At 71.0% G+C, this 24,717-nt stretch carries 17 protein-coding genes and 1 tRNA gene; 6 read left to right on the top strand and 12 right to left on the bottom strand.

What is annotated here, in order from left to right; all coding sequences use genetic code 11:
• Positions 1-115 precede the first annotated feature (115 nt).
• Entirely contained in the window at positions 116-1,456 is a 1,341-nt protein-coding gene (locus MJ607_RS00400; protein WP_243073575.1) for an FAD-binding oxidoreductase, read from the bottom strand.
• Between the two features lie 166 nt (positions 1,457-1,622).
• On the opposite strand from MJ607_RS00400, the gene MJ607_RS00405 reads away from it, so the two are divergent.
• The 4 genes from MJ607_RS00405 to MJ607_RS00420 all read left to right on the top strand — a co-directional run bounded on the left by MJ607_RS00405 (position 1,623) and on the right by MJ607_RS00420 (position 6,375).
• Positions 1,623-2,636 (top strand): glycosyltransferase family 4 protein, encoded by a 1,014-nt coding sequence (locus tag MJ607_RS00405; RefSeq protein ID WP_243073576.1) that lies wholly within the window; start codon positions 1,623-1,625, stop codon positions 2,634-2,636.
• Positions 2,637-2,735: 99 nt separating this feature from the next.
• Positions 2,736-3,863: a glycosyltransferase gene (locus MJ607_RS00410; protein WP_243073577.1), complete on the top strand. Its 1,128-nt coding sequence runs from the start codon at positions 2,736-2,738 to the stop codon at positions 3,861-3,863.
• Positions 3,864-3,904: 41 nt separating this feature from the next.
• The gene (locus MJ607_RS00415) at positions 3,905-4,888 is read left to right on the top strand and encodes a glycosyltransferase (protein ID WP_243073578.1); all 984 of its coding nucleotides are present in this window, start codon (positions 3,905-3,907) and stop codon (positions 4,886-4,888) included.
• Positions 4,885-6,375: a glycosylase gene (locus MJ607_RS00420; protein WP_243073579.1), complete on the top strand. Its 1,491-nt coding sequence runs from the start codon at positions 4,885-4,887 to the stop codon at positions 6,373-6,375. The genes MJ607_RS00415 and MJ607_RS00420 overlap by 4 nt, the downstream gene beginning before the upstream one ends.
• Here MJ607_RS00420 and MJ607_RS00425 read toward each other — a convergent pair.
• The 3 genes from MJ607_RS00425 to MJ607_RS00435 all read right to left on the bottom strand — a co-directional run bounded on the left by MJ607_RS00425 (position 6,353) and on the right by MJ607_RS00435 (position 9,748).
• Complete coding sequence (locus tag MJ607_RS00425) at positions 6,353-7,366, bottom strand: magnesium and cobalt transport protein CorA (protein ID WP_243073580.1); 1,014 nt, start codon at positions 7,364-7,366, stop codon at positions 6,353-6,355. The genes MJ607_RS00420 and MJ607_RS00425 overlap by 23 nt on opposite strands.
• 136 nt (positions 7,367-7,502) lie before the next feature.
• A complete protein-coding gene (locus tag MJ607_RS00430; RefSeq protein ID WP_243073581.1) occupies positions 7,503-8,231 on the bottom strand; it encodes an ABC transporter ATP-binding protein in 729 nt (242 codons plus the stop codon).
• A 56-nt stretch (positions 8,232-8,287) separates the two neighbouring features.
• Positions 8,288-9,748: an ABC transporter permease gene (locus tag MJ607_RS00435; RefSeq protein WP_243073582.1), complete on the bottom strand. Its 1,461-nt coding sequence runs from the start codon at positions 9,746-9,748 to the stop codon at positions 8,288-8,290.
• Between the two features lie 196 nt (positions 9,749-9,944).
• Here MJ607_RS00435 and MJ607_RS00440 point away from each other — a divergent pair, with 196 nt between their 5' ends.
• Positions 9,945-10,673 (top strand): response regulator transcription factor, encoded by a 729-nt coding sequence (locus MJ607_RS00440; RefSeq protein ID WP_279234316.1) that lies wholly within the window; start codon positions 9,945-9,947, stop codon positions 10,671-10,673.
• Positions 10,670-12,199, top strand: coding sequence for a HAMP domain-containing sensor histidine kinase (locus tag MJ607_RS00445; RefSeq protein ID WP_308193780.1), 1,530 nt, complete (start codon positions 10,670-10,672; stop codon positions 12,197-12,199). Before MJ607_RS00440 ends, MJ607_RS00445 begins: the two co-directional genes overlap by 4 nt.
• Before the next feature lie 307 nt (positions 12,200-12,506).
• Here MJ607_RS00445 and MJ607_RS00450 read toward each other — a convergent pair whose 3' ends face one another.
• The 8 genes from MJ607_RS00450 to MJ607_RS19805 all read right to left on the bottom strand — a co-directional run bounded on the left by MJ607_RS00450 (position 12,507) and on the right by MJ607_RS19805 (position 24,716).
• On the bottom strand, positions 12,507-14,084 hold the full coding sequence (locus MJ607_RS00450) for an FAD-dependent oxidoreductase (protein WP_243073583.1): 1,578 nt from the start codon (positions 14,082-14,084) through the stop codon (positions 12,507-12,509).
• Positions 14,081-14,959, bottom strand: a complete 879-nt coding sequence (locus MJ607_RS00455) for an FAD:protein FMN transferase (RefSeq protein ID WP_243074488.1) — start codon at positions 14,957-14,959, stop codon at positions 14,081-14,083. The genes MJ607_RS00450 and MJ607_RS00455 overlap by 4 nt, the downstream gene beginning before the upstream one ends.
• Complete coding sequence (locus tag MJ607_RS00460; RefSeq protein ID WP_243073584.1) at positions 14,956-15,465, bottom strand: FMN-binding protein; 510 nt, start codon at positions 15,463-15,465, stop codon at positions 14,956-14,958. The genes MJ607_RS00455 and MJ607_RS00460 overlap by 4 nt, the downstream gene beginning before the upstream one ends.
• Positions 15,466-15,596: 131 nt before the next feature.
• A complete protein-coding gene (locus MJ607_RS00465; RefSeq protein WP_243073585.1) occupies positions 15,597-18,341 on the bottom strand; it encodes an HAD-IC family P-type ATPase in 2,745 nt (914 codons plus the stop codon).
• Positions 18,342-18,433: 92 nt separating this feature from the next.
• Entirely contained in the window at positions 18,434-19,468 is a 1,035-nt protein-coding gene (locus tag MJ607_RS00470) for a ribose-phosphate diphosphokinase (protein WP_243073586.1), read from the bottom strand.
• On the bottom strand, positions 19,443-20,915 hold the full coding sequence (gene glmU, locus MJ607_RS00475; protein ID WP_243073587.1) for a bifunctional UDP-N-acetylglucosamine diphosphorylase/glucosamine-1-phosphate N-acetyltransferase GlmU: 1,473 nt from the start codon (positions 20,913-20,915) through the stop codon (positions 19,443-19,445). The genes MJ607_RS00470 and glmU overlap by 26 nt, the downstream gene beginning before the upstream one ends.
• A 1-nt stretch (position 20,916) precedes the next feature.
• Positions 20,917-20,988: transfer RNA gene (locus MJ607_RS00480), tRNA-Gln, on the bottom strand.
• 122 nt (positions 20,989-21,110) lie between these two features.
• Entirely contained in the window at positions 21,111-24,716 is a 3,606-nt protein-coding gene (locus tag MJ607_RS19805; protein ID WP_279234269.1) for a glycosyl hydrolase 53 family protein, read from the bottom strand.
• Between the last annotated feature and the right edge of the window lies 1 nt (position 24,717).

Below are 24,717 nucleotides of genomic sequence, written 5' to 3' on the forward strand. Positions count from 1 at the left end.
GGCCTCGAGCCGGATCGCCACGAACGGCCGCGCTCATGCGCGGCCGTTCGTGCGTCCGGCGCCGTTCACGCGTGGGTGATCGAGGGGGCAGCCCGCCTTTCGAGACGTCGAGCGCCTATTCAGGGGCCACGTTGTGGTTGCGTGCGAAGAGATTGCGCGGATCCCACTGCGCCTTGATCGCGGCGAGGCGCGCCATGGTCTGCGGCGGGAACATGCGCGCGGCGAAGGCGGGATCGGTCGTCGTCGTGAAGTTGCCGTAGACGCCGGCGCCGTGGGCTTCGAGCGCGCCCCACGCCGACTGCAGCCGAGCGCGCTCGGCATCGTCGACGAGCCCCGGGATGTCGAAGCCGCCCGCCATCGCGAACCACGTCGCGCCGCGCGCGGGGAACGGCGTCGCGTCCTGCGGGACATCGCCGAAGGCGCCGCCGAGCGAACGGAGGAAGATGACGGACGCCTCGGTGCTCTCGCGGAATGAGGCGAGTCCGTCGATGAACCCGTCGTCGAGGGTCTCGACGAGGGTGTTGCCCCCGACGAAGCCGGGGAGGGGCTGCTCAGGATCGGGCATCGGGGCGTCCATGAGGATGTCGGGATACGCGCGCGCACCGAGGTCGATCTCGGAGACCCCCTCGAGCGTGAGGAGCGGAGCGAGCACACCCCGAAGCTCCCCTTCGTCCTCGCCGATCCAGCACGCCGTGATAGTGGCGCCCGCGGGCGCGCTCGGGTCCATCGCCGGGACGTCCATGAAGCTCACCGTGAGCGCACGCGGCGCGTCGGCGAGGAGGTCCCGCAGAGCACCGAGGACGGGGCGGGAGTCACCCGAGACCCCGAGCGTCGCGAAGACGACGCCCGGGAGGTCGTGCGCATGGAAGTCGAAGCGCGTCACGATGCCGAAGTTGCCGCCGCCGCCCCGAATCGCCCAGAAGAGGTCGGGATGCGACGTCTCGGAGACCTCGACGACCTCGCCCTCGGCCGTCACGAGCTGCGCGCCGACCAGCTGATCGACCGCGAGGCCCCACGCCCGCACCATCCAGCCGATCCCGCCCCCGAGCGTCAGTCCGCCGACCCCGACGGAAGCGGTGTCACCTGAGCTGATGCCGAGACCGTGCTTCGCGAGGACGCGGGCGACATCGCCCCATCGGGCTCCCCCGCCGATGCGGACCAGTGCCCCGCCCTCCGGGTCGTCGACGACCTCGACGGCGTCGAGCGCCGTGAGATCGATGAGCACGCCGTCATCGAGCGTGCACCACGCGCTGTGCCCGCCGGCGCGCACGACGGCGACCCGCTTCGAGGCCGCGATGAAGCGCACGGCCTCACTGACGTCGTCGATCGATGCGACCCGGACGATGACCTCGGGGCTGCCGAGACCCGCGTGGGACGCGCGCGCGGCATCCCATCCCTCGTCCTCGATGGCGAGGACGGCGCCGGACACGACGGTGCGCAGAGGTGCGATATCCATGCGCCGCACAATATCGCGGGGCGCCGACACCGTCGACGGGTCCCCGACGAGACAGCGCTCCGAAGGGGGCGCCTGTCAAGCGCATGGCCACGCCCACCCGCGCGCACTACCGTGTCGGAGTCGGCAACCGAGAAAGCCGACGAAAGAGGGCGCGATGCGGATAGCGATGCTCGGCCCGATCGCATGGCGCACACCCCCCGTGCACTACGGGCCGTGGGAGCGGGTCACGAGCCTCCTCACGGAGGGGCTCGTGCGGCGCGGCATCGACGTGACGCTCTTCGCGACGGCGGACTCGGTCACCTCGGCGCGGCTCGACGCGGTCGCCCCGCACGGCTACGCGGAGGACGACACGATGGACGGGCGCGTCTGGGAGGCGCTGCACGTCGCCCACGCACTCGCGCGCTCCGCCGAGTTCGACCTCGTCCACAACCAGCTCGACTGGCTGCCGCTCGCCTTCGACGCGTCCTGGCGGGCGCCGATGGTCACGACGATCCACGGATTCTCGGGCGCCGGCATCCTCCCCGCCTACGCGCACGCTCGCTCCGCGCTCGTGTCCATCTCGGACTCCGACCGCTCCCCCGACCTCGCGTACATCGCCACGGTGCACCACGGCATCGACTTCGCGGAGTTCGACGGGTCGCCGCGCGCGGGCGACGACCTCGTCGCGTTCGGACGCATACATCCCGACAAGGGCACGGCCGAGGCGATCGCGATCGCGGCCGGGGCCGGCCGCCGGCTCGTCATCTGCGGAATCGTGCAGGATGCGGCCTACTTCGCTGAGCAAGTCGAGCCGCACATCGACGGTGAGCGCGTCGTGTACCGCGGATCCGTGGGCCCGGCGGAGCGGACCGCGGTGCTCGGAGCCGCCGCGGCACTGCTGCATCCCATCGGCTTCGACGAGCCGTTCGGCCTGTCCGTCGTCGAGGCGATGGCGTGCGGCACGCCCGTCGTCGCCTACCGACGCGGATCGATGCCGGAAGTGATCGACGACAGGGTCACGGGGTTCGTCGTGGACGGCCGGGAGGAGGCGATCGCCGCGATCCCGCTCGCCCTCGGACTCGACCGGCGCATCGTGCGAGCACGCGCCCGCGAGCGCTTCGGCGTCGACCGGATGGTCGACGACTACCTGCGGGTGTATCGCCTGCTCCTGGATGACCCGTCGTTTGTCAAGGGTCGATGAGCTCCCGCCATTCCGTGTTCTACTTGCGACCCCGGGGTCCTGACCTCCCGGACGCCGGACTCCTGATGGCGAGACCCTCGCACGAACGAAGAAGGCCTGATGACCCGATACGGCATGCTGTCCACCTACCCGCCCACGAAGTGCGGCCTCGCAACCTTCACACAATCGCTCGAGAGGGCGCTCACGGAGCGCGGCGGCGACACCGCCGTCATCGTACGAGCGCTCGATGGTCCGCTCGGCCTCGCGGCCGGCCGTCGGAGCGAAATCGCCGACGCCGAGCTGATCCCCGGCGACGCCGCCAGCATGCGAAGAGCCGCGGCGGCGCTGGACGGGTGCGATGTCGCGATCGTCCAGCACGAGTACGGCATCTACGGCGGGCGCGACGGCGACGAGGTCGTGACGCTCCTCGGGATGCTCGGCGTCCCCGTGATCGTCGTGCTGCACACCGTTCTGCCGGCGCCGTCGCCGCACCAGCGGACGGTCCTCGAGGACGTGTGCGCGAGAGCGCAATCCGTCGTCGTCATGACCCGGAGCGCCCGCGACGTTCTCCTCGCGACGTATCGCGTCGCGCCGGACAAGGTCGTCGTCATCCCGCACGGTGTCGCCGCGCTGCACACGCCGGGTGGCGTACGCTCGCACGCCGCGAAGAGACGGGTCCTCACGTGGGGTCTCATCTCGCGCGGCAAGGGGATCGAGTGGGGCATCCGGGCGATGGATCGCCTGCGCCACCTCGACGTCGAATACGTCGTCGCGGGGCAGACGCACCCCAAGGTGCGCGCCGCCGAGGGCGAGGCGTACCGCGAGCACCTCGGGGCGGTCATCCGCGAACTCGGCCTGGAGCATCGCGTCGCGCTCGACGGACGCTACCTCGATGCGAGCGAGCTCGACGGCCTGGTGGGGACCGCGGACGTCGTCCTCCTGCCGTACGAGTCCACCGAGCAGGCGACGTCGGGAGTGCTCGCCGAGGCCGTCGCCGCCGGCATCCCGGTCGTGGCGACGGACTTCCCGCACGCGAGGGAGCTCCTGAGCGGCGGCGCGGGAATCATCGCGGCGCACGGCGACCCGGCATCGATCGCGGAGGCGGTCGGCACGATCCTCGAATCGGATGCCGCCGCACAGCGGATGCGCCGAGCCGCCGCCCGCGACGCCTCGGGCTCGTCGTGGCCGGTCGTCGCCGACGGGTACCGCCGCCTCGTGAAGTCGGCAATGTCGACACGTGCGGCATGACTGCGTGGGGTGCTCGACCCGTCTTCGCACACCTTCGGGCGATGACCGACGAGCGCGGTGTCTTCGAGCACGCGCTTCTGGATGCGCCGCGTCGTGAGCACGGCTACTGCGTCGACGACGTCGCTCGCGCGCTCGTCGTCCTCGCACGCGACCCGCAGCACGATCCGGAGCTGACCGGGCTGACCTCCCTGTGCCTCGCGTTCATCGACCGCGCTGTGGCACCGAGCGGACGGGTCCACAACCGCATGTCCCCGGCGGGGCGATTCACGGACGCGCCCGGCACCGGCGACTGGTGGGGCCGGGCGGTCTGGTCGCTGGGGGTCGCCTTCGCCGGCATCCCGGCAGCCGCCGACGCGACGCGGGCGCTCGCGGTGTTCCACCGTGCGGCATCCGTCCGTCCGGTCCACACGCGGTCGGCGGCCTTCGCGGCACTCGGTGCGGGCGAAGTCCTGGCGATCCGGCCCGGCGATGCGGCGGCGCGCGATCTGCTGCGCAGGGCAGCGGACATGATCCGGCCCCCGCTCGATGCCGCATGGCCCTGGCCCGAGCCGCGTCTGCAGTACGCGAATGCCGTCCTGCCCGAGTCGCTGCTCGCGGCGGGCGAGGGTTTGGAGGATGCTGAGGTCGTGGATCGCGGACTCGGGATGCTGAAGTTCCTGCTCGACGTCGAGACTCGCGACGGCCATCTCTCGGTGACCGGGACGCACGGCCGCGGGCCCGGCGAGGTCGACGTCCAGTTCGATCAGCAGCCGATCGAGGTCGCGGCGATCGCCGACGCCTGCGCTCGCGCGTTCGACCTCACGGCGGACGACGAATGGCGCGCAGGCGTCGCGATGGCGTGGGCCTGGTTCGAGGGCGACAACGACACCGGCATCCCTCTCTACGATCCCGACACCGGGGCGGGGTTCGACGGCCTGACGCGCGACGGCCGGAACGAGAACCGGGGCGCCGAATCGACGCTCGCGATGCTCAGCACGTTCCAGCAGGCGCGGCGCCTGGGCGTCGTCGCGGCGGCGGTCCGATGAGCCTCACGGCGCACGACGCCGTGCTCGAGCACGATCGCAGTCGCGTCGTGACGCGCCTCTTCCTCCCCGGCGAGGACCCTGCCTCGTCGGAGGCCCGCACCGAGAGCATCGTCGAGCGCGTGCTCGCGCTGTCTGCGGACGAACTCGCCGCGACGGCGCAGCAGGCCGTCGCCGAGTTCTCGTCCCACCACGGGGATGTCCCGGCGACGCTCATCGCGCACGCGGAGGCGGTCGTGGACGGGCGCGCGGACGGCACGACGCTGAGCCGCGACCAGCAGCTCGTCGTCGGCTCCGTCTTCACGGCGGATTTCGCGGTGGAGGGTGCCGCCCTGTGCAATCCCAGCACTGTCGTGCACCCCTCCCAGGAGGGCCTCGGAGCCGACGAGTTGCGCGTCGCCGTCTCGCTCCGCTGCATCGGGGAGGGCCACATCTCGTCGATCGGGTTCGCCGACGCCGTGATCGGCGCCGACAGCACGTGGACCTTCGGCGATCGCGCCCAGCCGCTCCTGCGGCCGAGAGTCGCCGAGGGACAGTGGACGCGTTCGCATTTCGCCCATGTCGTCGCCGACGGCGACGGCGCTGGCATGGGCGACATCGCGCACGCAGTGCTCGCGGCACTGCCCGAGCGCTTCCACCATGGCGACATGGAGATCGCGATCGCGGGGCTCCCGTACACGCTCGCGATGCGACCGAGCAGCGTCGGCCCGCTCCAGCGGCTGCGTGAGATCTGCCTGTCCGCCTACTCCGCCACCTTCCCCCCGGCATCCCCGCTCTCGGCGCGCACCCTCATGCCCGTGACTCCGGAAGAGGACCGCGGCGTCGAGGATGCGCGATTCGTGCGCTTCACCGACGAGGACGGTGTCGTGACCTACCGGGCCACCTACACGGCGTACGACGGACGGAACATCGCGCCGCGGCTGCTCACCTCCCCCGATCTCGCGGAGTTCGCCTTCCACCGGCTGAGCGGCACGGGCGCGCACAACAAAGGCATGGCGCTCTTCCCGCGTCTCATCGGCGGCCGACACCTCGCGCTGACGCGCGTCGGGGGCGAGGAGATCTCGCTCGCGTCGTCCGAGGACGGCCTCGTGTGGACGGACCTCGGAGCGGTCTGCGCTCCGCGCGAGCCGTGGGAGCTCATCCAGCTCGGCAACTGCGGTTCGCCGATCGAGACGCCCGAGGGGTGGCTCGTTCTCACGCACGGTGTCGGTCCTCTGCGCACGTACGCGCTCGGCGCCGTCCTGCTCGACCTGGACGACCCCTCGAGGGTCATCCGCCGTACGCGGACGCCTCTCCTGCGACCCGAAGGCGAGATGGTCAAGGGCTACGTGCCGCGCGTCGTCTACTCGTGCGGAGGCATCGTCCACCGAGACACCCTGTGGATCCCCGTCGGCGTCGGGGACTCCCGCATCCGCGTCTTCTCGATATCGCTGGGCGACCTGTCGTCTGCGCTCGAGCAGGAGCCGGCTACAGCCACCCGCGTCGCTTGAAGACGAAGTAGAGCGACGTGCTCGTGGCGGCCATGAGCGTCAGCGCCATCGGGTAGCCCCACGGCCAGGCGAGCTCGGGCATGTAGTCGAAGTTCATCCCGTAGATCGTGCCGACGAGGGTCGGGGCGAAGAGGATCGCGGCCCACGACGACACCTTCTTGACCTGGTCGTTCTGCGTGATGCTGAACTCCGTCATGCGCCGCATCGCGTCGTTGTTGGCCTGCTCGACGAGCGTCGCGTGCACCCCGAGCGCCGATTCGAGCGTGTGCCGGAAGGCGTCGACGCGATCCGTGACATGACGCGCCGAGTCCTCGACCTCATGGAAGGCCGGCGCCGTGCGACCGCCGTCCCCGCGGGCGAGGTCGGCCTGCACGCGCACGAGCATCTCGGGAAGCGGCGAGGTCGCGTGCTGCAGATCGATCACCTCGCGCTGCAGCTTGAAGATGCGCCGCGAGACGCCCTCGTCGTGCGAGAAGAGCTCATCCTCGATCTCGTCGATGTCGTTCTCGACACCCGCGAGCACGGGCCCGTACTCGCGCAGAATGTGCTCCATCATGGCCCACAGCACCGCGATCGGTCCGTTGACGAGCAGTTCGGGATGCCGCTCCAGCTTCTCTCGCACGAGCTCGTCGTCGATGCGGTCGTCGCTGTCGACCGTCAGGACGTAGTCGGGGCCGATGAACAGGTCGACCTCCGAGCACTCGACAGTCTCGCGGTCGTCGAAGTAGCGTGCGGGCTGAAGGACGACGAAGAGCAGATCGCCGTAGCGCTCGAGCTTGCTGCGCTGGTGGCCCTTGAGACTGTCGCGCACGGCCAGCGGGTCGAGGTCGAGCAGCTCGGCGAGCTCCCGCATCTCTTCGGGTCGCGGGCGGCTGAGCGAGACCCACGCGATCCCGCCCTGTGCGCGCGACGCGCGGACCGCATCCGCGGCCCCGGATCTTCCGCCGACCCGCCGCCCCGCGACGTATACGCCCGCATCGATCACCGCCACGGACTCACCTTAACGCTCCGTGGGGCTCAGCCCCGACGCGCCGCGCGACGGTCGTGAACGCCCCGCGAGACTTCACCTCCGGACGCGCCACGCCGTCGCGGGGTGCCACAGGTGAAGTCTCGCGGGGGTGGGCGGATCAGGCGCGAGTGATGTCGCGCACGGTGCCCTTCTCGAGGCGCAGGCGTCGACGCGCACGGCGGGCGACGGCCGAGTCGTGCGTCACGACGATGAGCGTCAGCCCCTCGGCGCCCAGCGCCTCGAGCACCGTCAGGATCTCGTCCCGCATGCTCTCGTCGAGGTTGCCCGTCGGCTCGTCCGCGAGCAGCACGCGCGGCCGCTTGACGATCGCCCGCGCGATCGCGACGCGCTGCTGCTGCCCGCCCGAGAGCTCCCCCGGGCGGTGGTCGCCGCGATCGGCGAGGCCGACGTGCGCGAGCGCCTCGGCGACGCGCTCGGCGCGCTCCGCCTTCGACAGGCCGAGCGGCTCGAGCGCCATGTCGACGTTCTCGTGCGCCGTCAGGGTGGGGATGAGGTTGAATCCCTGGAAGACGAACCCGATCTCCTCGGCGCGCAGCCGCCCGAGCTCGGCGTTCGACGCAGTCGCGGCATCCGTCTCGCCGATGACCACCGAGCCCGTCGACGGCCGATCGAGCGCCCCCAGCAGCTGCAGGAGCGTCGACTTGCCGCCGCCCGTCGGCCCCTGGATCGTCACGAAGTCGCCCGCCGCGATCTCGAGGTCGACCCCCGTGAGCGCCTTGACGACGCGCCCCTTCTGCTCGTAGGTGCGGGTGACGCCCGTGAGTCGGTAGATGGGCGCGGCGGGCAGGGCGGGGCCCGCCTCGGGCGCGGTGTCGATCATGGTCATGGCTTGTGCTCCTGTCTGGGCGGGATCTGTTTCGAACGTGCGATCCACGGGATGCCTCATGCCACCGAGCGCAGTGCTTCTGCGGGGCTCAGCCGCGCGGCACGCCAGCCGCCGAAGGCGCCGGCGATGAGGCCGCCCGCGATGGCGAGTCCGACGGCCGCGACGATGACCCACGCCGTCACGGGGGCGGTCAGCACGATGTCGGCGGTCGTGGAGCCGAGCTGCTGCATGAGTCCGGGACCGCCCTGGCCTCCGGGCCCGCCGAAGCCCTCCTGCGTCGCGGGTGCCGACGAGATCGTGGGCTGGATGATGTTGATCGCGAGGACGCCCGCGAGCCCGATGACGAGGCCGATCGCCCCGCCGATGAGGCCCTGCACGACCGACTCGCCCGCGACCTGGCCCACGACACGGCCGTTGGACCAGCCGATCGCCTTGAGCGTGCCGAACTCGCGCGTGCGGCGCGAGACTCCCGAGATGGTGAAGAGCACGGCGAGCACGACGGCCACCGCGAGCACGAGGATCGACAGCCACGTGCCGAGGTTCGTGATGAGCGACGTCGCGCTCGAGAGCGATCCCGAGACCGTCGAGGCGAGGTCGGACTGCGAGCTCACTGTCGCGTCGGGGAGCTCTTCCGCGATGGCGGACTGCACCGCCGCGATGTCTCCCGCGGATTCGGCCTGCACGTACACGGTCGACACGACGTCGCCGACGCCGGAGAGGTCCTGCGCGACATCCAGCGGGATATAGACGTTCGACGCGGTGTCGGCGGCGCTCGTCGTCGAGGCGATGATGCCCACGACCTCCATGTCGGTGCCGCCGACGTCGATCGTGTCGCCCACTGCGAGGTCGCTCGAGGTCGCGTACGTCTCATCGAGCACCGCGACGAACTCGCCCGCGTCGTCGGCATCGAGGGCGCGGCCGTCGACGACCGAGACTGCAGACAGCGGGCCCACCTCGGCATTGGAGGCGTCGATGCCGAGCACCGTGAAGGCGTCGACGTCGAACGAGCCGCCGCCGAAGCCGCCCTGGCCGCCCTGCTGATCGCCGCCCTGCGGGGGCTGCTGCTGCTGGGCCGTGCCGTCGTCCGTCGGACGCTGCGGAAGCTCGCCGTCGAACGTCGTGTTCGTGAGCGAGAGGGCTCCGGATGCCGCGGCCACGCCGTCGACCCCCGCGACGGTGTCGACGGTCGACGCGTCGAGCGTCCCGCGCATGAAGTCCGCCATGAGGCGCGACTGGCTGAGGCTCGTCGTCCCGTCGTCGGTCGTCGCGCCGTCGTCCTGGCCGAACTCGAAGCGGCCCCCGCCGCCCTCGCCGGGCTGCGCCATCGCTCCCGTGACGGTGAGGTCGGTGCCGACCCCGTACACGGACTCGAGTGCCTGGGCCTGCGCGTCGCGCACCCCCGCCGACAGCGCGTTGACGATGATGACGAGCGCGATCGCGATCGCGAGTCCCGTCGCGACGATGATCGTCTGCTTCTTGCGGCCCGTCAGCTCCCGCCGCAGATACGTCCAGTACATGGGTCTCCTCTCGGCAGGCAGGGGGCCGGCCGTCGGGACCGAAGCTACGAACGCGATCGATGCGGGGGTTCTGTGCAGCCTATGAGCGGGGTATGACCCGCGGTGCGGTCGAAATCCCTCGCGCAGTTTCACAGACGACGCATAGGCTTCGGCATAGGAACCGCATAGGAAAGCGGCTCAGGATGGCGGCATGACCATGACAGGACCCACTCCCGCTCTGCGCCGGCCCGACGGATCGGCGCTGCGCGTCCTGGTCGTCGACGACGAGCAGATGCTCACCGACCTGCTCTCGATGGCTCTGCGCATGGAGGGCTGGGAGGTTCGCACCGCGGCATCCGGATTCCAGGCGCTCCAGGGCGCGCGGGACTTCGACCCGGATGCCGTCGTGCTCGACATCATGATGCCCGACCTCGACGGCATGGCCGTGCTGCAACGGCTGCGGCAGTCCGGCAACGACGTTCCCGTGCTCTTCCTGACGGCGAAGGACGGTGTGAGCGATCGCGTCGCGGGGCTCACCGCCGGAGGCGACGACTACGTCACGAAGCCGTTCAGCCTCGAAGAGGTCGTCGCCCGGCTGCGCGGCCTCATGCGCCGCGCCGGCACGGCTCTCGCGAGCGACGCCGAGCCGATCCTGCATGTCGGCGACCTGTCGCTCAACGAGGACAGCCACGAGATCGAGCGCGGCGGCGAGCAGATCGAGCTGACCGCGACCGAGTTCGAGCTGCTGCGCTACCTCATGCGCAATCAGCGCCGCGTCGTGTCGAAGGCCCAGATCCTCGACCGCGTGTGGAACTACGACTTCGGCGGACGCTCGAGCGTCGTCGAGCTGTACATCTCGTACCTCCGCAAGAAGATCGACCAGGGCCGCGAGCCGCTCATCCACACGGTGCGCGGCGTCGGCTACATGATCAAAGCGCCGCAGTGACCACCTCGCCGTCCGTCGCGGCACCGCCTCGCCGGGGGCGGCGCCCCTGGAGCCTGCAGACCCGGCTCATGGTCACGATCACGGGCATCGTCGCGCTGATCCTGGTCGGCATCGCGATCGCGATCAGCGCGTTCCTCGGGCAGATCCTGCAGGAGAACCTCGACGCAAAGGTGCAGGAGACCGCGAACGTCACCGCCTCGACGCACGCGCGGATGGCGGGACCGATCGCGAACGGGCGCGACGTCACGGCGGCCGACGTGCTGAGCGAAGTGCGGCAGCAGGGCACCCTCTTCGTCGTGAGCCCCTTCGACGGAGCGGCCTCGGGCGCCGTCGTCGAGTCGGACGGCACCGTCACCGAGCTGACGACCGCGCAGGTCGAGCAGGTGCTCGATGAGATCAAGCACCCGGGTCTCACCTCGATCAAGATCGACGGTCTCGGCGAGTACCGTGTCTACGCGTACCAGCTGCAGTCGTACGTCGGCGTCGTCGGCCTTCCGCTGAGCGATGTGCAGACGACGCTCGCACAGATCATCACGGCCGTGCTCATCGTGACGGCGGCCGGTCTCATACTCATCGGCGGCGCGATCATCCTCATCGTTCGCGCGGGCCTTCGCCCCCTGCGCGCCGTCGCCGACACCGCGACGCGCGTTGCGGCGCTCCCGATGGCCGAGGGGTCCGTCTCGATCGACGAGCGCGTCCCCGAAGCCGAAGCCGACGAGCGCACCGAGATCGGGCGCGTGGGCCATGCGCTCAACACGCTCCTCGACCACGTCGACGCGTCGCTCGACGAGCGCCAGCGAAATGAAGAGCGGATGCGACGCTTCGTCGCCGACGCGAGCCACGAGCTGCGCACGCCGCTCGCGTCGATCCGCGGATACTCCGAGCTCTCGCTCAAGGCGATGCGGCGGGCCGAGGCATCCGGTGCCCCTGATGCGGGCACCGTGGAGACGACGACCCAGTCCCTCGACCGCATCCAGGCGCAGTCGCTGCGCATGACGAGACTCGTCGAGGACCTCCTGCTGCTCGCGCGGCTCGACGAGGGCCAGGAGCTCGTCTACGGGACCGTCGACCTCACGCGCCTCGCGATCGAGGCCGTCGACGACGCACGACCGGCCGGTCCCGAACACGACTGGGTGCTCGAGGTCGGCGAGGAGCCCGTCGTCATCGCCGGCGACTCCGGACGGCTGCACCAGGTCGCGGCGAACCTGCTCGCGAACGCCCGCACGCACACTCCCCCGGGTACGACGGTCACGGTGAGCGTCGCGCGCGCGGGCGGCGACGCCGTCTTGCGGGTGCACGACGACGGCCCCGGCGTCGATCCCGTCGTGCGCGACGAGCTGTTCGAGCGCTTCTCGCGTGCGGACCGCTCGCGGGCGCGCAAGACCGGCGGCACGGGACTGGGGCTCTCGATCGCGAAGGCGATCGTCTCGGCCCACGGCGGCACGATCTCGGTAGCGAGCGAGCCCGGCGACACGACGTTCGAGGTGCGCCTGCCGGCGCGGCCAGCCGACCCCGCCGCATCCTGACTCCACGGTCCTTCAGCCCCCGTTTCCCCGGCGGCAGATGGTGAGCGCAGCGCGTAGCGACCCGCACATCGCCGCAGACAGTCGCCTCGGCTGGAAGTCGCGCGCCACTCCCCGGCGGCAGATGGTGGGTGCGACGCAGAGCAACCCGCACATCGTGGCAGACGAGCCGCCTCCGCTGGAAGTCGCGCGCCACTCCCCGGCGGCAGATGGTGAGTGCGACGCCGAGCAACCCGCAGATCGCCGCAGACGAGCCGCCTCGGCGTCATCCTGAACCGCGCCGATGGGGCGGCCGGAAGGCCCGGCCGGGTCAGTAGCCCGAGAACGCGTCAGTCGTGATCGAGCGGGCGCGCTCGAGGGCGGGGGCGAGCTCGGCGATCAGACCGGGAGGGCCCGAGACGTAGGCGTGGCGCGACGCGATGTCGGGCACGACCTGCAGCAGGCCGTCGGCGTCGAGGCGCACGCCCCGCGCCCATACCCAGTGCCGCGGAAGATCGGCGGGCCGGTCGCGCGTGAAGACGACGACGGGGATCCCGGATGCCTCGATCTCGGCGCGATACGCGAGCTCGGCGGAGTCGGAGGCGACGTAGACGAGCACGACGTCGCGGTCCTCGTCCGCGAGCCGCTGGTGGCGCAGCTGCGATGCGAAGGGCGTGACGCCGATGCCCGCGGCGACCATGAGGACGGGGCTCGAGGCGCGCTTGGGCAGCACGAAGTCGCCCCACACGCCGGTCACGGCGAGGTCGGAGCCGGGGGTCACCTCGGCGAGGGCCTTCTTGTACGACGACTGCGGCTTCGCTCCGGGGCCGGCCGCCTCGCGGAATGCGACGGTGAGCTCGGGCAGGTCCTCGGGCGCCGACGCGATGCTGAATTCGCGACGCGTGCCGCGGGCATCGGGATGCCGGTGCGGCACTTCGAGCTCGAGGTACTGTCCCGGTACGAAGGTGAGTCGGCTGTGCGTGCGGAAGGTGAGCTGCGTCACTGTCGGGGTCAGCACGTCGCGGGAGACGAGCGAGAGCTTGACGGCGGAGCGCAGCGAGAACGCGAAGACGAACGCCACCGCGTTGCCGACGAGGAGCGCCCGTTCCTGGCCGAGCGTGATCTCGCCGACCGGGATGGGCCACCCCGCGAGCACGCCGACGACGGCCGCGATGGTGAACTGCTGCCAGCGCCGCGGCGGGAGCGTGAGGGGCTCCGAGAGCATGAAGGCCCCGAGGAAGAGGAACGGCGAGGCCCACAGGATCTGCCAGAACACGTCCCATGAGTCGAACTCGAGCCCCGCCGCTCCGAACTGGACCGAGACGCGCACGAAGGAGACGGCGACGGCGATGACGAGGAACAGCGTCACGACGCGCACCTTCTCGGTGCGCAGCAGCACGAGCAGGCCGAGGATCAGGACGGGGGCGGCGAGCACGGGCGTGCCGACCCACCACGACGAGGCGCCGAGTCCCGGCAGCCAGATGCTCAGCACGGTCAGGACCGTCGCACCGACGGCGGCCGGGTTGAAGATGTGGCGCCCCCGCCACGCGAGGAGGTACTTCGAGGCGGATGCCGCGAACCCCGCGATCGCGATGCCGGCGAGTGCGACCGGGTCGAGCGTCGGGCGCAGGACGAACAGCAGGATGCTCGACGTGATGAGCGACGACTCGATGCGCCACGGGAGGGTCAGGAGGCGCTGGGCCGCGGCATCCGTCCCCACGCAGACGACCGCGAGCACGGCCGCCGTCGCGATGAGCTCGAAGGGCGCCGGGGCGACCAGACCGGCGATCGACACGATGAGGGCGATCCCGGTGAGCGTCACGAGGCTCAGGAAGACGAGACGGTACATCGAGACGCGCCCGAGCACCGCGAAGACGCGCGTCCAGAGAGCTGTGAGGGTTCCGATCACGTGAACAACTCTGCCTTACTGCCGGGAGACCACTCCACGCGGCCGTCGGTCGTCATGCGGACCCACTCGACGCCCCACTCGTGGGCGAGGCGCGGGCCGCCGTCGAAGAAGAGCGCCGTCGCGATCGCGTCGGCGCGCATCGCGGTCGGGGCGATCGCCCACGTCGCGGCGATCGTGCGCACGGGGACTCCCGTGCGGGCGTCCAGCACGTGATGCAGACCCTCGCCCCAGGCGCGCCGGTTCGTCGCCGACGCGCAGAGCGCGGCATCCGTCACCTCGACGACCCCGATCGCTCGACGCGCGTCGAAGGGATGCTCGAGCCCGATGCGCTGCGTCGCTCCGCGCACCGCGAGGTCGCCGCCCGCGTCGACGACGAGGTCGGCAGGCGCCCACGGCGCGAGCGCCTGGACCACGAGATCGACGAGACGGCCCTTGCCGAGCGCGCCGACGTCGAGCAGCGCGGGCTCACTCAGAGCGAGCGCTTCGGGCGACCACGTCACCAGGTCGCGCCATGCGGCGGGCGCGGGCATCGCGCCGCGGTCGGTGAACGAGTACTCCGCGTCGTACCCCCGCTTGGCCAGCGCCTCTCCGACGAGCGGATTGACGGCGCCCTCCGTCGCCGATGAGAGCTCGGCGTACGCGTCGAGCATCGCCGTCGCATCGGGCGGTGCGGGCACGGCGCCGCCCTCGCGCGACAGACGGGACACGACCGAATCGGGGCGGAAGCGCGACCACGCCGCGTCGAACGAGGCGATGACGCCCTCGACCCTGTCGCGCGCGAGGGCGGGCAGCGCATGCGGCGTCTCGATCGCCCAGACGGTGCCGATCGCCCCGAACCGCCACACCGAGCGCGCGTCGGCGCTCACGGAGGTCAGGCCGCGGCCTCGGACTTGATCTGCTGGATCGCCTGGTTGAATCCGCCGCTCGTGAGCGACGAGCCCGCGACGCGGCTCACCGAGATCTCGTCGATGTCCTGGCCGACGACGGCGTCGGAGATGCCTCCGATGAACTTCGCCTGGTACTCCTCGGACTCGCGCGCGCTCGGGTCGCCTGTCACCTCGACGGCCGTGATGATGTCGTCCTCGAGCGTCACGGTGACGCTGATCGTCTCGACTGACTCGGGTGTCTGATAGGCGCCCTCGGCCTCGTAGGTGCCGTTCGTGTAGGTCGCGGACGCCCCCGTGTCGGTCGTGCCGCCGGTGGTCGAGGATCCCGTGTCGCCCGTGTCGGCGCTCGAGGGCGAATCGGCGGCCGAGCAGCCGGCGAGGGCGATGATGCCGGCGACGCCGACGAGGGCGGCTCCCGTGCGGAGCGGGCGGGGTAGGGCGGTCGTGCGGATCCGCTGGATCGAGTGCCCGCGAAGCGGGTGTGGCGAAATCACGATGGTCCTCTCGGCTGCGCCTCGCGGCGGTCGGCATCGCCTCTCGGCGGGTCTCATTCCACGCTAAAGGACACGACGCAGGCACCCGGCCGGTTCAGCCTATGAACCCGCCATGAATGCAGGCGAATGGATCACCGTCGGCGAAAGACGCCCTTGAGCACCTCGACGACGAAGAAGATGAGCAGCGAGAGCAGGATCGGCGCGATCCACGAGACCGGCGAGATCGGTGCGGATTCGAACAGGAGGTTCATGACGGGCACGTAGGTGAACAGCAGCTGCAGCACGATGAGCGCGGCCGCCGAGATCCAGATCATGCGGTTGCCGCGGAAGACGTCGAGCGTGATGCTCGACCGCGACATGAGTCGGCAGTTGAAGAGGAAGGCCAGCTGGCCGAGCGCGAGCATGAGGACGGCCTGCGTCCGCGCGTAGGCGAGGTCGGCCCCGCCCGCGACTGTCGCGTAGAAGATCCCCATCGTGGCCGCCGCGATGACAACCGAGACGATCAGCACGAAGGCGAGCTCGCGTCCGTCGATGATCGGCCCGCCCGTCCTTCGGGGCGCGCGCGTCATGATGCCCCGCTCGGCAGGCTCGTAGGCGAGCGCCAGCGAGAGCGTGACGGCGGTCACCATGTTGATCCACAGGACCTGCACGGATGTGACCGGGAGTGTCAGGCCGAACACGACGGCGACGAGGATGACGAGCGACTGCGCGCCGTTGGTCGGCAGCAGGAAGACGATCGACTTGCGCAGATTGTCGTAGATGCGCCGCCCTTCGGCGATCGCACTGCGGATCGTGGCGAAGTTGTCGTCGGCGAGGACGAGCTCGGCCGCCTCCTTCGTCGCCTCCGTCCCCTTGATGCCCATCGCGATGCCGACGTTCGCCCGGGTGAGGGCGGGCGCGTCGTTGACGCCGTCGCCCGTCATCGCGACGACCTCGCCGTGCGACTGCAGGGCGCGCACGATCCGGATCTTGTGCTCGGGGCTCGTCCGCGCGTACACGTCGACGTCGCGCACGACCTCCTTGAGCTGCTCCTGGCTCAGCGCCTCGAGTTCGGCGCCGGTCAGCACGCGGACGTCGTCGCCCTCGACGAGCCCCATCTCGCGCGCGATCGCGAGCGCCGTCCCCGCGTGGTCGCCCGTGATCATCTTGACCCCGACGCCCGCGCGGTGGCAGTCGGCGATCGCGTCGATCGCCTCGGGCCGAGGCGGGTCCACGATCCCCCACAGACCGAGGAACTCGAGGTCGCGCAGGTCGTCGATCACGAGCCCGTCGGTGCCGGAGGGCACGGGGCGGCGCGCCGCCGCGAGGACGCGCAGGCCCTGCGAGCTCAGCTCGTCGATCGCGGACTCCCAGCGGGCGTGGTCGAGGGGCTCGGCGCCCGACGCGCCGCGCTGCGTGAGGGAGCGTTCGAGGAGACGATCCGGCGCTCCCTTGACGAGGATCGCGCGAGAGCCGTCGGCGCCCTGGTTGAGGGTCGCCATGAACTTGTTCGCGGAGTCGAAGGGGATGACGCCGACCCGTGTCGAGCCGCCCGGATCGAGCCGCCCCTTCATCGAGACGACCTTGAGCGCGCCCTCCGTCGGCTCCCCCACGAGCGACCACGGCGCCTGACCGGCGGCTCCGTCGCCCTTCACGATGTGCGCGTCGTTGCAGAGCGCCGCGATGGCGAGCACGGCTGTCAGATCGCCCTGCCGGCCCGTGCCGGTCCGCGCCGAAGCCGTCGCGGAGTCGTCCGCCGGGGACGCGGTGCGCACGGGACGGATGTCGCCCGTCGGGTCGTAGCCGAGGCCCGACACGTCGTACTCGGCGAGCGGCGTCACGATTCGGCGGACCGTCATCTCGTTCTTGGTCAGCGTCCCCGTCTTGTCGGAGCACACCGTCGTGACCGACCCGAGTGCCTCGACGGCAGGCAGCTTGCGGGTGATCGCGTTCTGGCGCGCCATCTGCTGCACGCCGAGCGCGAGCGTGATCGTCACGAGCGCCGGAAGCCCCTCGGGGATGGCCGCGACGGCGAAGCCGATCGCCGCCGAGATGAGCTCGTCGAACGGCATCTGGTGCAGGAAGCGGCCGATCAGCAGCATGATGGCCGCCATGCCGAGGATGACGATCGTGAGGATGCGGCCGAAGTCGTTCATCTGGCGCGTGAGCGGGGTCTCGAGCGAGCCCGCCTCGTCGGCGAGGCTCTGGATCTTGCCGATCTCGGTCATGATGCCCGTCGCGGTCACGATCCCACGGCCCTGCCCGGCCGACACGATCGTGCCCGAGAACGCCATCGACGTGCGATCGCCGACGCCCGCCTCGGGGGCGACGGGCTCGGTGATCTTCGACGACGGGACCGATTCGCCCGTGAGCGCCGACTCGTCCACACGCAGCTGGAAGGCCTGGAAGAGCCGCACGTCTGCCGGGACCTTGTCGCCTGGCATGAGCCGGATGACGTCGCCCGGCACGAGCTCGGCCGCCGGCACCGTGACCCAGCCGCCGTCGCGCCGTGCGCTCGCGTCGGCCGACAGCATCCCGCGGATGCCGGCGAGCGCCTTCTCCGCCCGCCCCTCCTGGATGTAGCCGATCACCGAGTTGATGATCGCGACAGCCATGATGACCCAGAAGTCGAGCCAGTCGCCCATGAGGGCCTTGATGACGGCGGCCGCGAGCAGGATGTAGATCAGCGTGTCGTTGAAATGCGCGAGGAACCGCAGGATCGCGGGCTTCCGCTTCGGCTCGGGCAGCTCGTTGCGTCCGACGAGCGCGATGCGCGCGCCGGCGTCGTCCGAGCTGAGCCCCGACCGATCGACGCGCAGTTCGCGCGTGACCTCGTCGATGTCGAGCGCGAAAGGACGCGCGACGACCAGTTGAGCCTCGGTGACCTGCGATGCCATGGCGAACCCTTCGACAGGGTCAGGCTATGGCACGTTCCGCGAGTCGCGGGCGTGTCGCGGGCCGCGTCGTCAGACCCGTCGGACAGCTGCCGTCAGGCGGCCCCGTCGAACATGCTCGTGACCGAGCCGTCCTCGAAGACCTCGTGGATGGCCCTCGCCAGCAGCGGCGCGATCGGCAGCACCGTGAGGGTCGGGAAGCGCTTCTCCTCGGGCAGCGGGATCGTGTCGGTGACCACGACCTCGTCGATCGCGGCGCTCTGCAGTCGCTCCGCGGCAGGGTCGCTGAAGATGGGGTGCGTCGCCGCGACGATGACCTTGACGGCCCCGTTCGCCTTGAGCGCCTCAGCGGCCTTGACGATCGTGCCGCCCGTGTCGATCATGTCGTCCACGAGGAGGCACACCCGGCCGTCGACCTGGCCGACGATCTCGTTGACCGTCACCTGGTTGGCGACGTTGGGGTCGCGGCGCTTGTGGATGATCGCGAGCGGCGCGCCGAGGCTGTCCGACCACGTGTCGGCAACCCGCACGCGACCCGTGTCGGGCGAGACGACCGTGAGGCGCGCGCGGTCCTCGGTGCTCAGCGTCCGCTCGAAGTACTCGAGGAGCACGGGCTTGGCGAAGAGGTGGTCGACGGGACCGTCGAAGAATCCCTGAATCTGCGCCGCGTGCAGATCGACGCTCATGACGCGGTCGGCGCCGGCCGTCCTGAGCAGGTCGGCGACGAGACGCGCGCTGATCGGCTCGCGCCCGCGTCCCTTCTTGTCCTGCCGCGAGTAGGGGTAGTAGGGGGCGACGACCGTGATCCGCTTCGCCGACGCGCGCTTGGCCGCGTCGAGCATGATGAGCGTCTCCATGAGCCACTCATTGACGGGCGGGCCGAAGCTCTGGATCAGGAAGAAGTCGCAGCCGCGGATCGACACCTCGAAGCGCGTGAGGATCTCGCCCGACGCGAACGTGCGGTACTCCGTCGGCACGAGCTGCGTGCCGAGCGATGACGCGACGTCCGCGGACAGCGTGGGGTGCGATCGGCCGGATGCGACGACGAGCCGCTTCTTCGTCTTGGCGACGAGGCCCGGTGCGATGTCGTTGTCGCGGTCGAGCTCAACGGTCTTCTTCTTGCGTGCCATCGTCCGCCTTCTGTGCGGACCGGGCACGAGCGGCGACGTCGGCCGCTCCCGTTCCCGGTCGGTTCTTCTCGACCCACCCCTCGACATTTCGCTGAGGAGCGACGCTCAATGCCAGCGCGCCGGCCGGGACGTCCTTGCGGATGACGGCACCGGCACCGGTTTTGGCACCGTCTCCGATCCTAACCGGCGCGACGAAGACGTTGTGCGAGCCCGTGTGCACCTCGTCGCCGATCTCGGTGCGGTGCTTCGTCAGATCGTCGTAGTTCGCTGTGATCGCGCCCGCGCCGAGGTTGACCCCGCGGCCGATCGTCGTGTCGCCGACGTACGACAGATGCGGCACCTTGCTGCCCTCGCCGATCGTGGAGTTCTTCGTCTCGACGAAGGTGCCGATCTTGCCGTGGGCGCCGAGCACGGTGCCGGGGCGCAGGTACGAGAAGGGTCCGACGGTCGCTCCCGCGCCGATGACGGCGAGCGTCGCATCGGAGCGCCGGACCGTGGCCCCCTCCCCCACTTCGCAGTCGACGAGGCTCGTGTCGGGTCCGATCGTCGCACCGGACTCGACCACCGTCGCGCCCAGGACGTGCGTGTTCGGCAGCACCGTGACGTCGGGGGCGAGCTTCGCGTCGACGTCGATCCACGTCGTGGCGGGGTCGACGATCGTCGCCCCCTCGAGCTGCCAGCGCCGGACGGTGCGGGCGTTGAGGATCCTGCCCGCCTCGGCGAGCTGCACGCGGTCGTTGACGCCGAGGGTCAGCGCGACATCGCGGACGATGGATGCCGAGACCGCGAGATCTTCGCCGCGGAGCAGGCCCACGACATCCGTCAGGTACTTCTCGCCCTGCGCGTTGCCCGTGCCGACGCGAGCGAGCTGCGTGCGCAGCGGCGACGCCTGGAAGACGTAGACGCCCGCGTTGATCTCTGTCACGGCAGCCTCGTCGGCGGTCGCGTCCTTCTGCTCGACGATGCGCGAGACGCCGCCGGCGCCGTCGCGGATGATGCGGCCGTAGCCGCTCGCGTCGTCGAGGATCGCGCTCATGAGCGTGACGGCTGCCGCCGACTCGCGGTGCGCGCGGATGAGGCTCGAGAGCGTGTCGACGTCGAGCAGGGGAACGTCGCCGCTCAGCACGAGGACGTCGCCCGTGAAGTCGGGCAGCTGCGCGAGCGCGATCTCGACGGCGCGCCCCGTGCCGGGGACCTCGTCCTGATCGACCACGACGACCTCGGGCGCATCGGCGAGCACGGCCGCGGCGACGCGATCGCGCTCGTGCCGGACGACGACGAGCACGCGCGCGGGTCCGAGGTCGAGCGCCGTGTGCAGGACGTGCCCCACGAGGGGACGGCCGCCGATGGGATGCAGCACCTTCGGCAGCGACGACTTCATGCGCGTGCCCTGCCCTGCGGCGAGGACGATGACGGCGAGTCCAGGGTCTGCGACGGTGTTCGACATGCTCCGCCGCCAGGACTCGAACCTAGACCTAACAGCTCCAAAGGCTGTCGTGCTGCCATTACACCACGGCGGACCGGCGGCCCCGCGGGGCGGCCTCGTCCAGTCTGCCATGGCACGACAGGACGCTCGTGAGGTCGTCCTCACGCGAAGGAGGGGGTGCCGAATGCCGGGGGGAGGCATCCGGCACCCCCTGGCTCAGCGGCGCACCGTGACGGTGAGCGTCTTGCTGGAGGTGACGCCCGCGCCGTTCAGGAATTCGACGCGATACACGTGCGAGCCCTTCGCCTTCCCTGCTGCCGCGACGGATGCCGACTGCGCGTTCGGCGTCGACGCCGCGAGCGGCCCCTCCGCGACGAGCGAGCCGTCCTCGTAGAAGCGGTAGGCCGTCGCGTTCGTGCCCCACCAGAGGTTGGCGGTGACGGTGTACGCGCCGTCGCCGTCGTGGTTGTCGTGGCTCAGAACCGGCACGCCGGGCTTGGCATCCGTCACCTTGACCGTGACAGGCGTGACGGCGGTCGTGCCCTGGGAGTTGACGAGCTCACCCGTGTAGACGTACGTGCCGTCCTTCTTGCCGGACACCGGCACGGCCGCCGACTGCCCCGAGACGCCGCCGTAGCGCAGCGGCACGGCCGCGATGAGCGTGCCGTTCTCGAAGAGCCGGAACACCGTCGCGTTCTCGCCCCACCAGAGGTTGACCTTCACGGTGTACGCGCCGTCCTTCAGCCCCGTGTCCCAGCCGTTGTCGTCGGACAGGACGCCGCGGGCGGGCGCCGTCCGCGCGCCGTCCGCGAGCGGCACGAGGCCGCCGACGGCGAGGGCGAGGCGAGTGCGGGCTGCCTGCACATCCGCCTCGGTCGGCCAGTCGGCGCCGAGGACGATGCGCGCGCCCTCGAGCGCGGCGGTCACGGCGGACGCCGTCGCCGGCGTGTACGGCGCGAGGTCGCGCGCCGCGGCGGCGGCGACATCCGCTTCGAGCGCAGTGGTGACGACGACCGGACCGACGCGCGTGAGGCGCACCTCGTCGAGTGTGCCCCACGCCTCGGCGCTGAGCGAGAGGGCGGCCGAGACCGTCACCACGCCATCCGTGCCGACCGTGACAGGGGCTGTCGTCCCCGTGCGGAACACGCGCCACCCGGCGAGCTCGAGCGGGGCCGACGCAGAGCCGGCCGCCGTCGCCGCCGTCACGACGGCCGAGTCGCCGGCCGCCGCGCCGCCCCCCTGCGTCGTGGCCGAGAGGGTGTACTGGCCCTCCGGGACGCCCGTGATGCGCTGCGAGAGGGCCGCCCGGTACGGCGTGCCGAGCCAGAAGACGAGCGCGCGGGATCCCTGCGCGGCATCCCCCGTCGCACCGATCGCGGCGCCCTCGCCCGTGACTGTCCACGCCGAGGCGTCAGAGTCTTCGAACCCGGCGTTCTTCACCCACTGGCGGGGGGTCACGGTGATCGACGCCGACAGGGCGCCCGCGGCATCCGTCTTCCCGGCGACGGTGTACGAGCCGGAGCCCGTGATCGCCCCGACGGCGCTGGACCACACGACCGGGATGCTGTCGGCCGATCCGTTCCATCGCACGATGTCGACCGTCTGAGGCAGCGCGATCGGGTCGCCCTCGACGAACGTCACCGCCACAGGCGCGACGGTCGGCGCCGGCTCGGCGCCCGAGAGCTCGAGCGCATCGAACGCGGAGTCGAGCTGGGCGAGCGCGTCGTCGACGAGCTGCTGGGCCGGACTCGTTGCGGCGAGCACGACGGCGGCGATCTCGAGAGCGTCGTCGAGCCCCGCGAGGGACTCCGCGGTCGCGGCCTCGCGCACGACGAGGTCGGCGCGCGCGACGGCTGCCCGCAGAGCCGCGGTGTCGGCGGCGGTGGCCTCCTTGACGAGCCGGACGTCGTCGAGCGTGCCCCACGCGCCGCCAGGGAGGTTCGCCGAGATCCGCACCGTGACGGCGTCTCCCGCCGCCACGGCGACGGCGCTCGTCGTGGGCGTCGACCAGTTGAGCCAGCCGTTCATCGCGAAGGGCGCGAACGCGCTCTTGCCGCCCGGTGCCGTCGAGAGCGTGATGCGGACGTCGCTCGCGGCGTTCTCGCCGTCTCCCTGGAGCGATGCCGAGGCGGTGTAGCTGCCCGCGGCGAGTCCCGTGACGATCTGCGTCAGCGTGAACGTGTAGGCCGAGCCCGAGTAGAAGTGGGACGAGCGGGTGCCTGTCTTCGGGTCGTTCGTCGAGCGGACCGTGAGCGCCGATCCGTTCCGCGCCCACATGCTGATGTCGGCGCCCTCGAACGACGGGTTGCGCAGGAAGTTCTGCGCGAGAACCGTGACGGTCGCCGTCGTCGCGTGACCGCCGGCCGTCGTGCCCGCGACCGTGTAGGTTCCCGCACCCTTGATCCATGCCGCGGCATCCGACCACGTGACGGCCTGCTGCTCACTGGAGCCGTCGTTGTACGAGACGGTGACGGTGGCCGGGAGCGCGATCGTCTGACCCTCGGTGAAGCTCACGGCGGGGTCCTGCACGTCGGTCACTTCACGCGGAGCGACGGCGCCCGTGCGGACGTACTCGAAGACGCGGAGCGACTCGAGGGGCGTGCCGTCGTGCGCGAACAGTGCCTGGTTGTCCCACGCCGATCCTCCGTACCACTGCCCTGCGTCGTCGGGGTCGTACTCCCCCGAGTAGCTCGAAGCCCAGCCGGATCCGTCGCGCTCCCACAGGACCTTGTTCGCGGCGAGCTGGTCGGGCGGGCCGACGGGCAGCCACGCGGGCTCCCAGTAGAAGACGCCGATGCCGGCCGAGCCGACGTTCGCGACCGCCTGGATGACGTCGCGCACGGCGGTCGCCTGCCCCTGGACGCTCACGGGGTACTGCGTGGCCTCGGACGGCAGGTCGATGACGTTGCCGTGACCGTCGCCGTCCTCGAGCGTGTAGGCCCAGCTCGTCTCGGCGACCATGACCTTCTTGCCGTACGTGTCCGCGACCTGCTTGAGCACGCTCGTGAGGTTCGACAGTGTCCCGTGCCAGTAGGGGTAGTACGACGACGCGAAGACGTCGTAGTCGACGCCGTACGTCGCGAGGTTCGCGGCGTAGCCCGCGTACCGGCCCACGGATTCGGGGTTGGTGAAGTGCACCGCGACGAGGGCGTCGGGGTACACGTCGCGGACGGCCTCGGAGCCGGCCTGGAAGATCTTCGCCATGTTCGCGAAGCCCGTGACGCCCGCGACGCCGTTGTTGGTCTCGTTCCCGACCTGCACCATCTCGACGTCGACACCCGCGTCGGCCATCTGCTGCAGCGCGTCCTCTGTGAAGTCCCGCGTCGCGGTCGCCTTCTCGTCGACGCTCAGCGCGGCCCACGCCTTCGGTGACTTCTGCTTGGCGGGGTCCGCCCAGAAGTCGGAGTAGTGGAAGTCGACGAGGACGCCGAGTCCGGCATCCGTCGCCCTCTCGCCGATCTCGACGGCGCGCGCGACGTCGACGCTGCCGCCGCCGTAGCCGTTGCCGTTCGCGTCGTGGGGGTCGTTCCATACGCGGATGCGGACGTCGGTGACGCCGTGGTCGGCGAGGACGTCGAACAGGTCGGCGGGCGCGCCCGCGTCGTCGCGGAAGACGACGCCCGAGTCCTCGAGCGCGAGCGCCGACGAGACGTCGACGCCGTTGATGAAGTCGGCGGGCAGATTGTCGACCTTCTGGACGACGATGCCGGCTTCGACCGGCCCGTCCTCCGCGGCGGCGGGCGCGGCGAAGCCGGTGACGACGAGGGCGGCCGCGGTCATGACTGTGACCGGTCCCAGTGTCAGGCGGACGTGTTTTCTCATG

This window comes from Microbacterium sp. SS28 (assembly GCF_022761035.1).
Classification (GTDB): domain Bacteria; phylum Actinomycetota; class Actinomycetes; order Actinomycetales; family Microbacteriaceae; genus Microbacterium.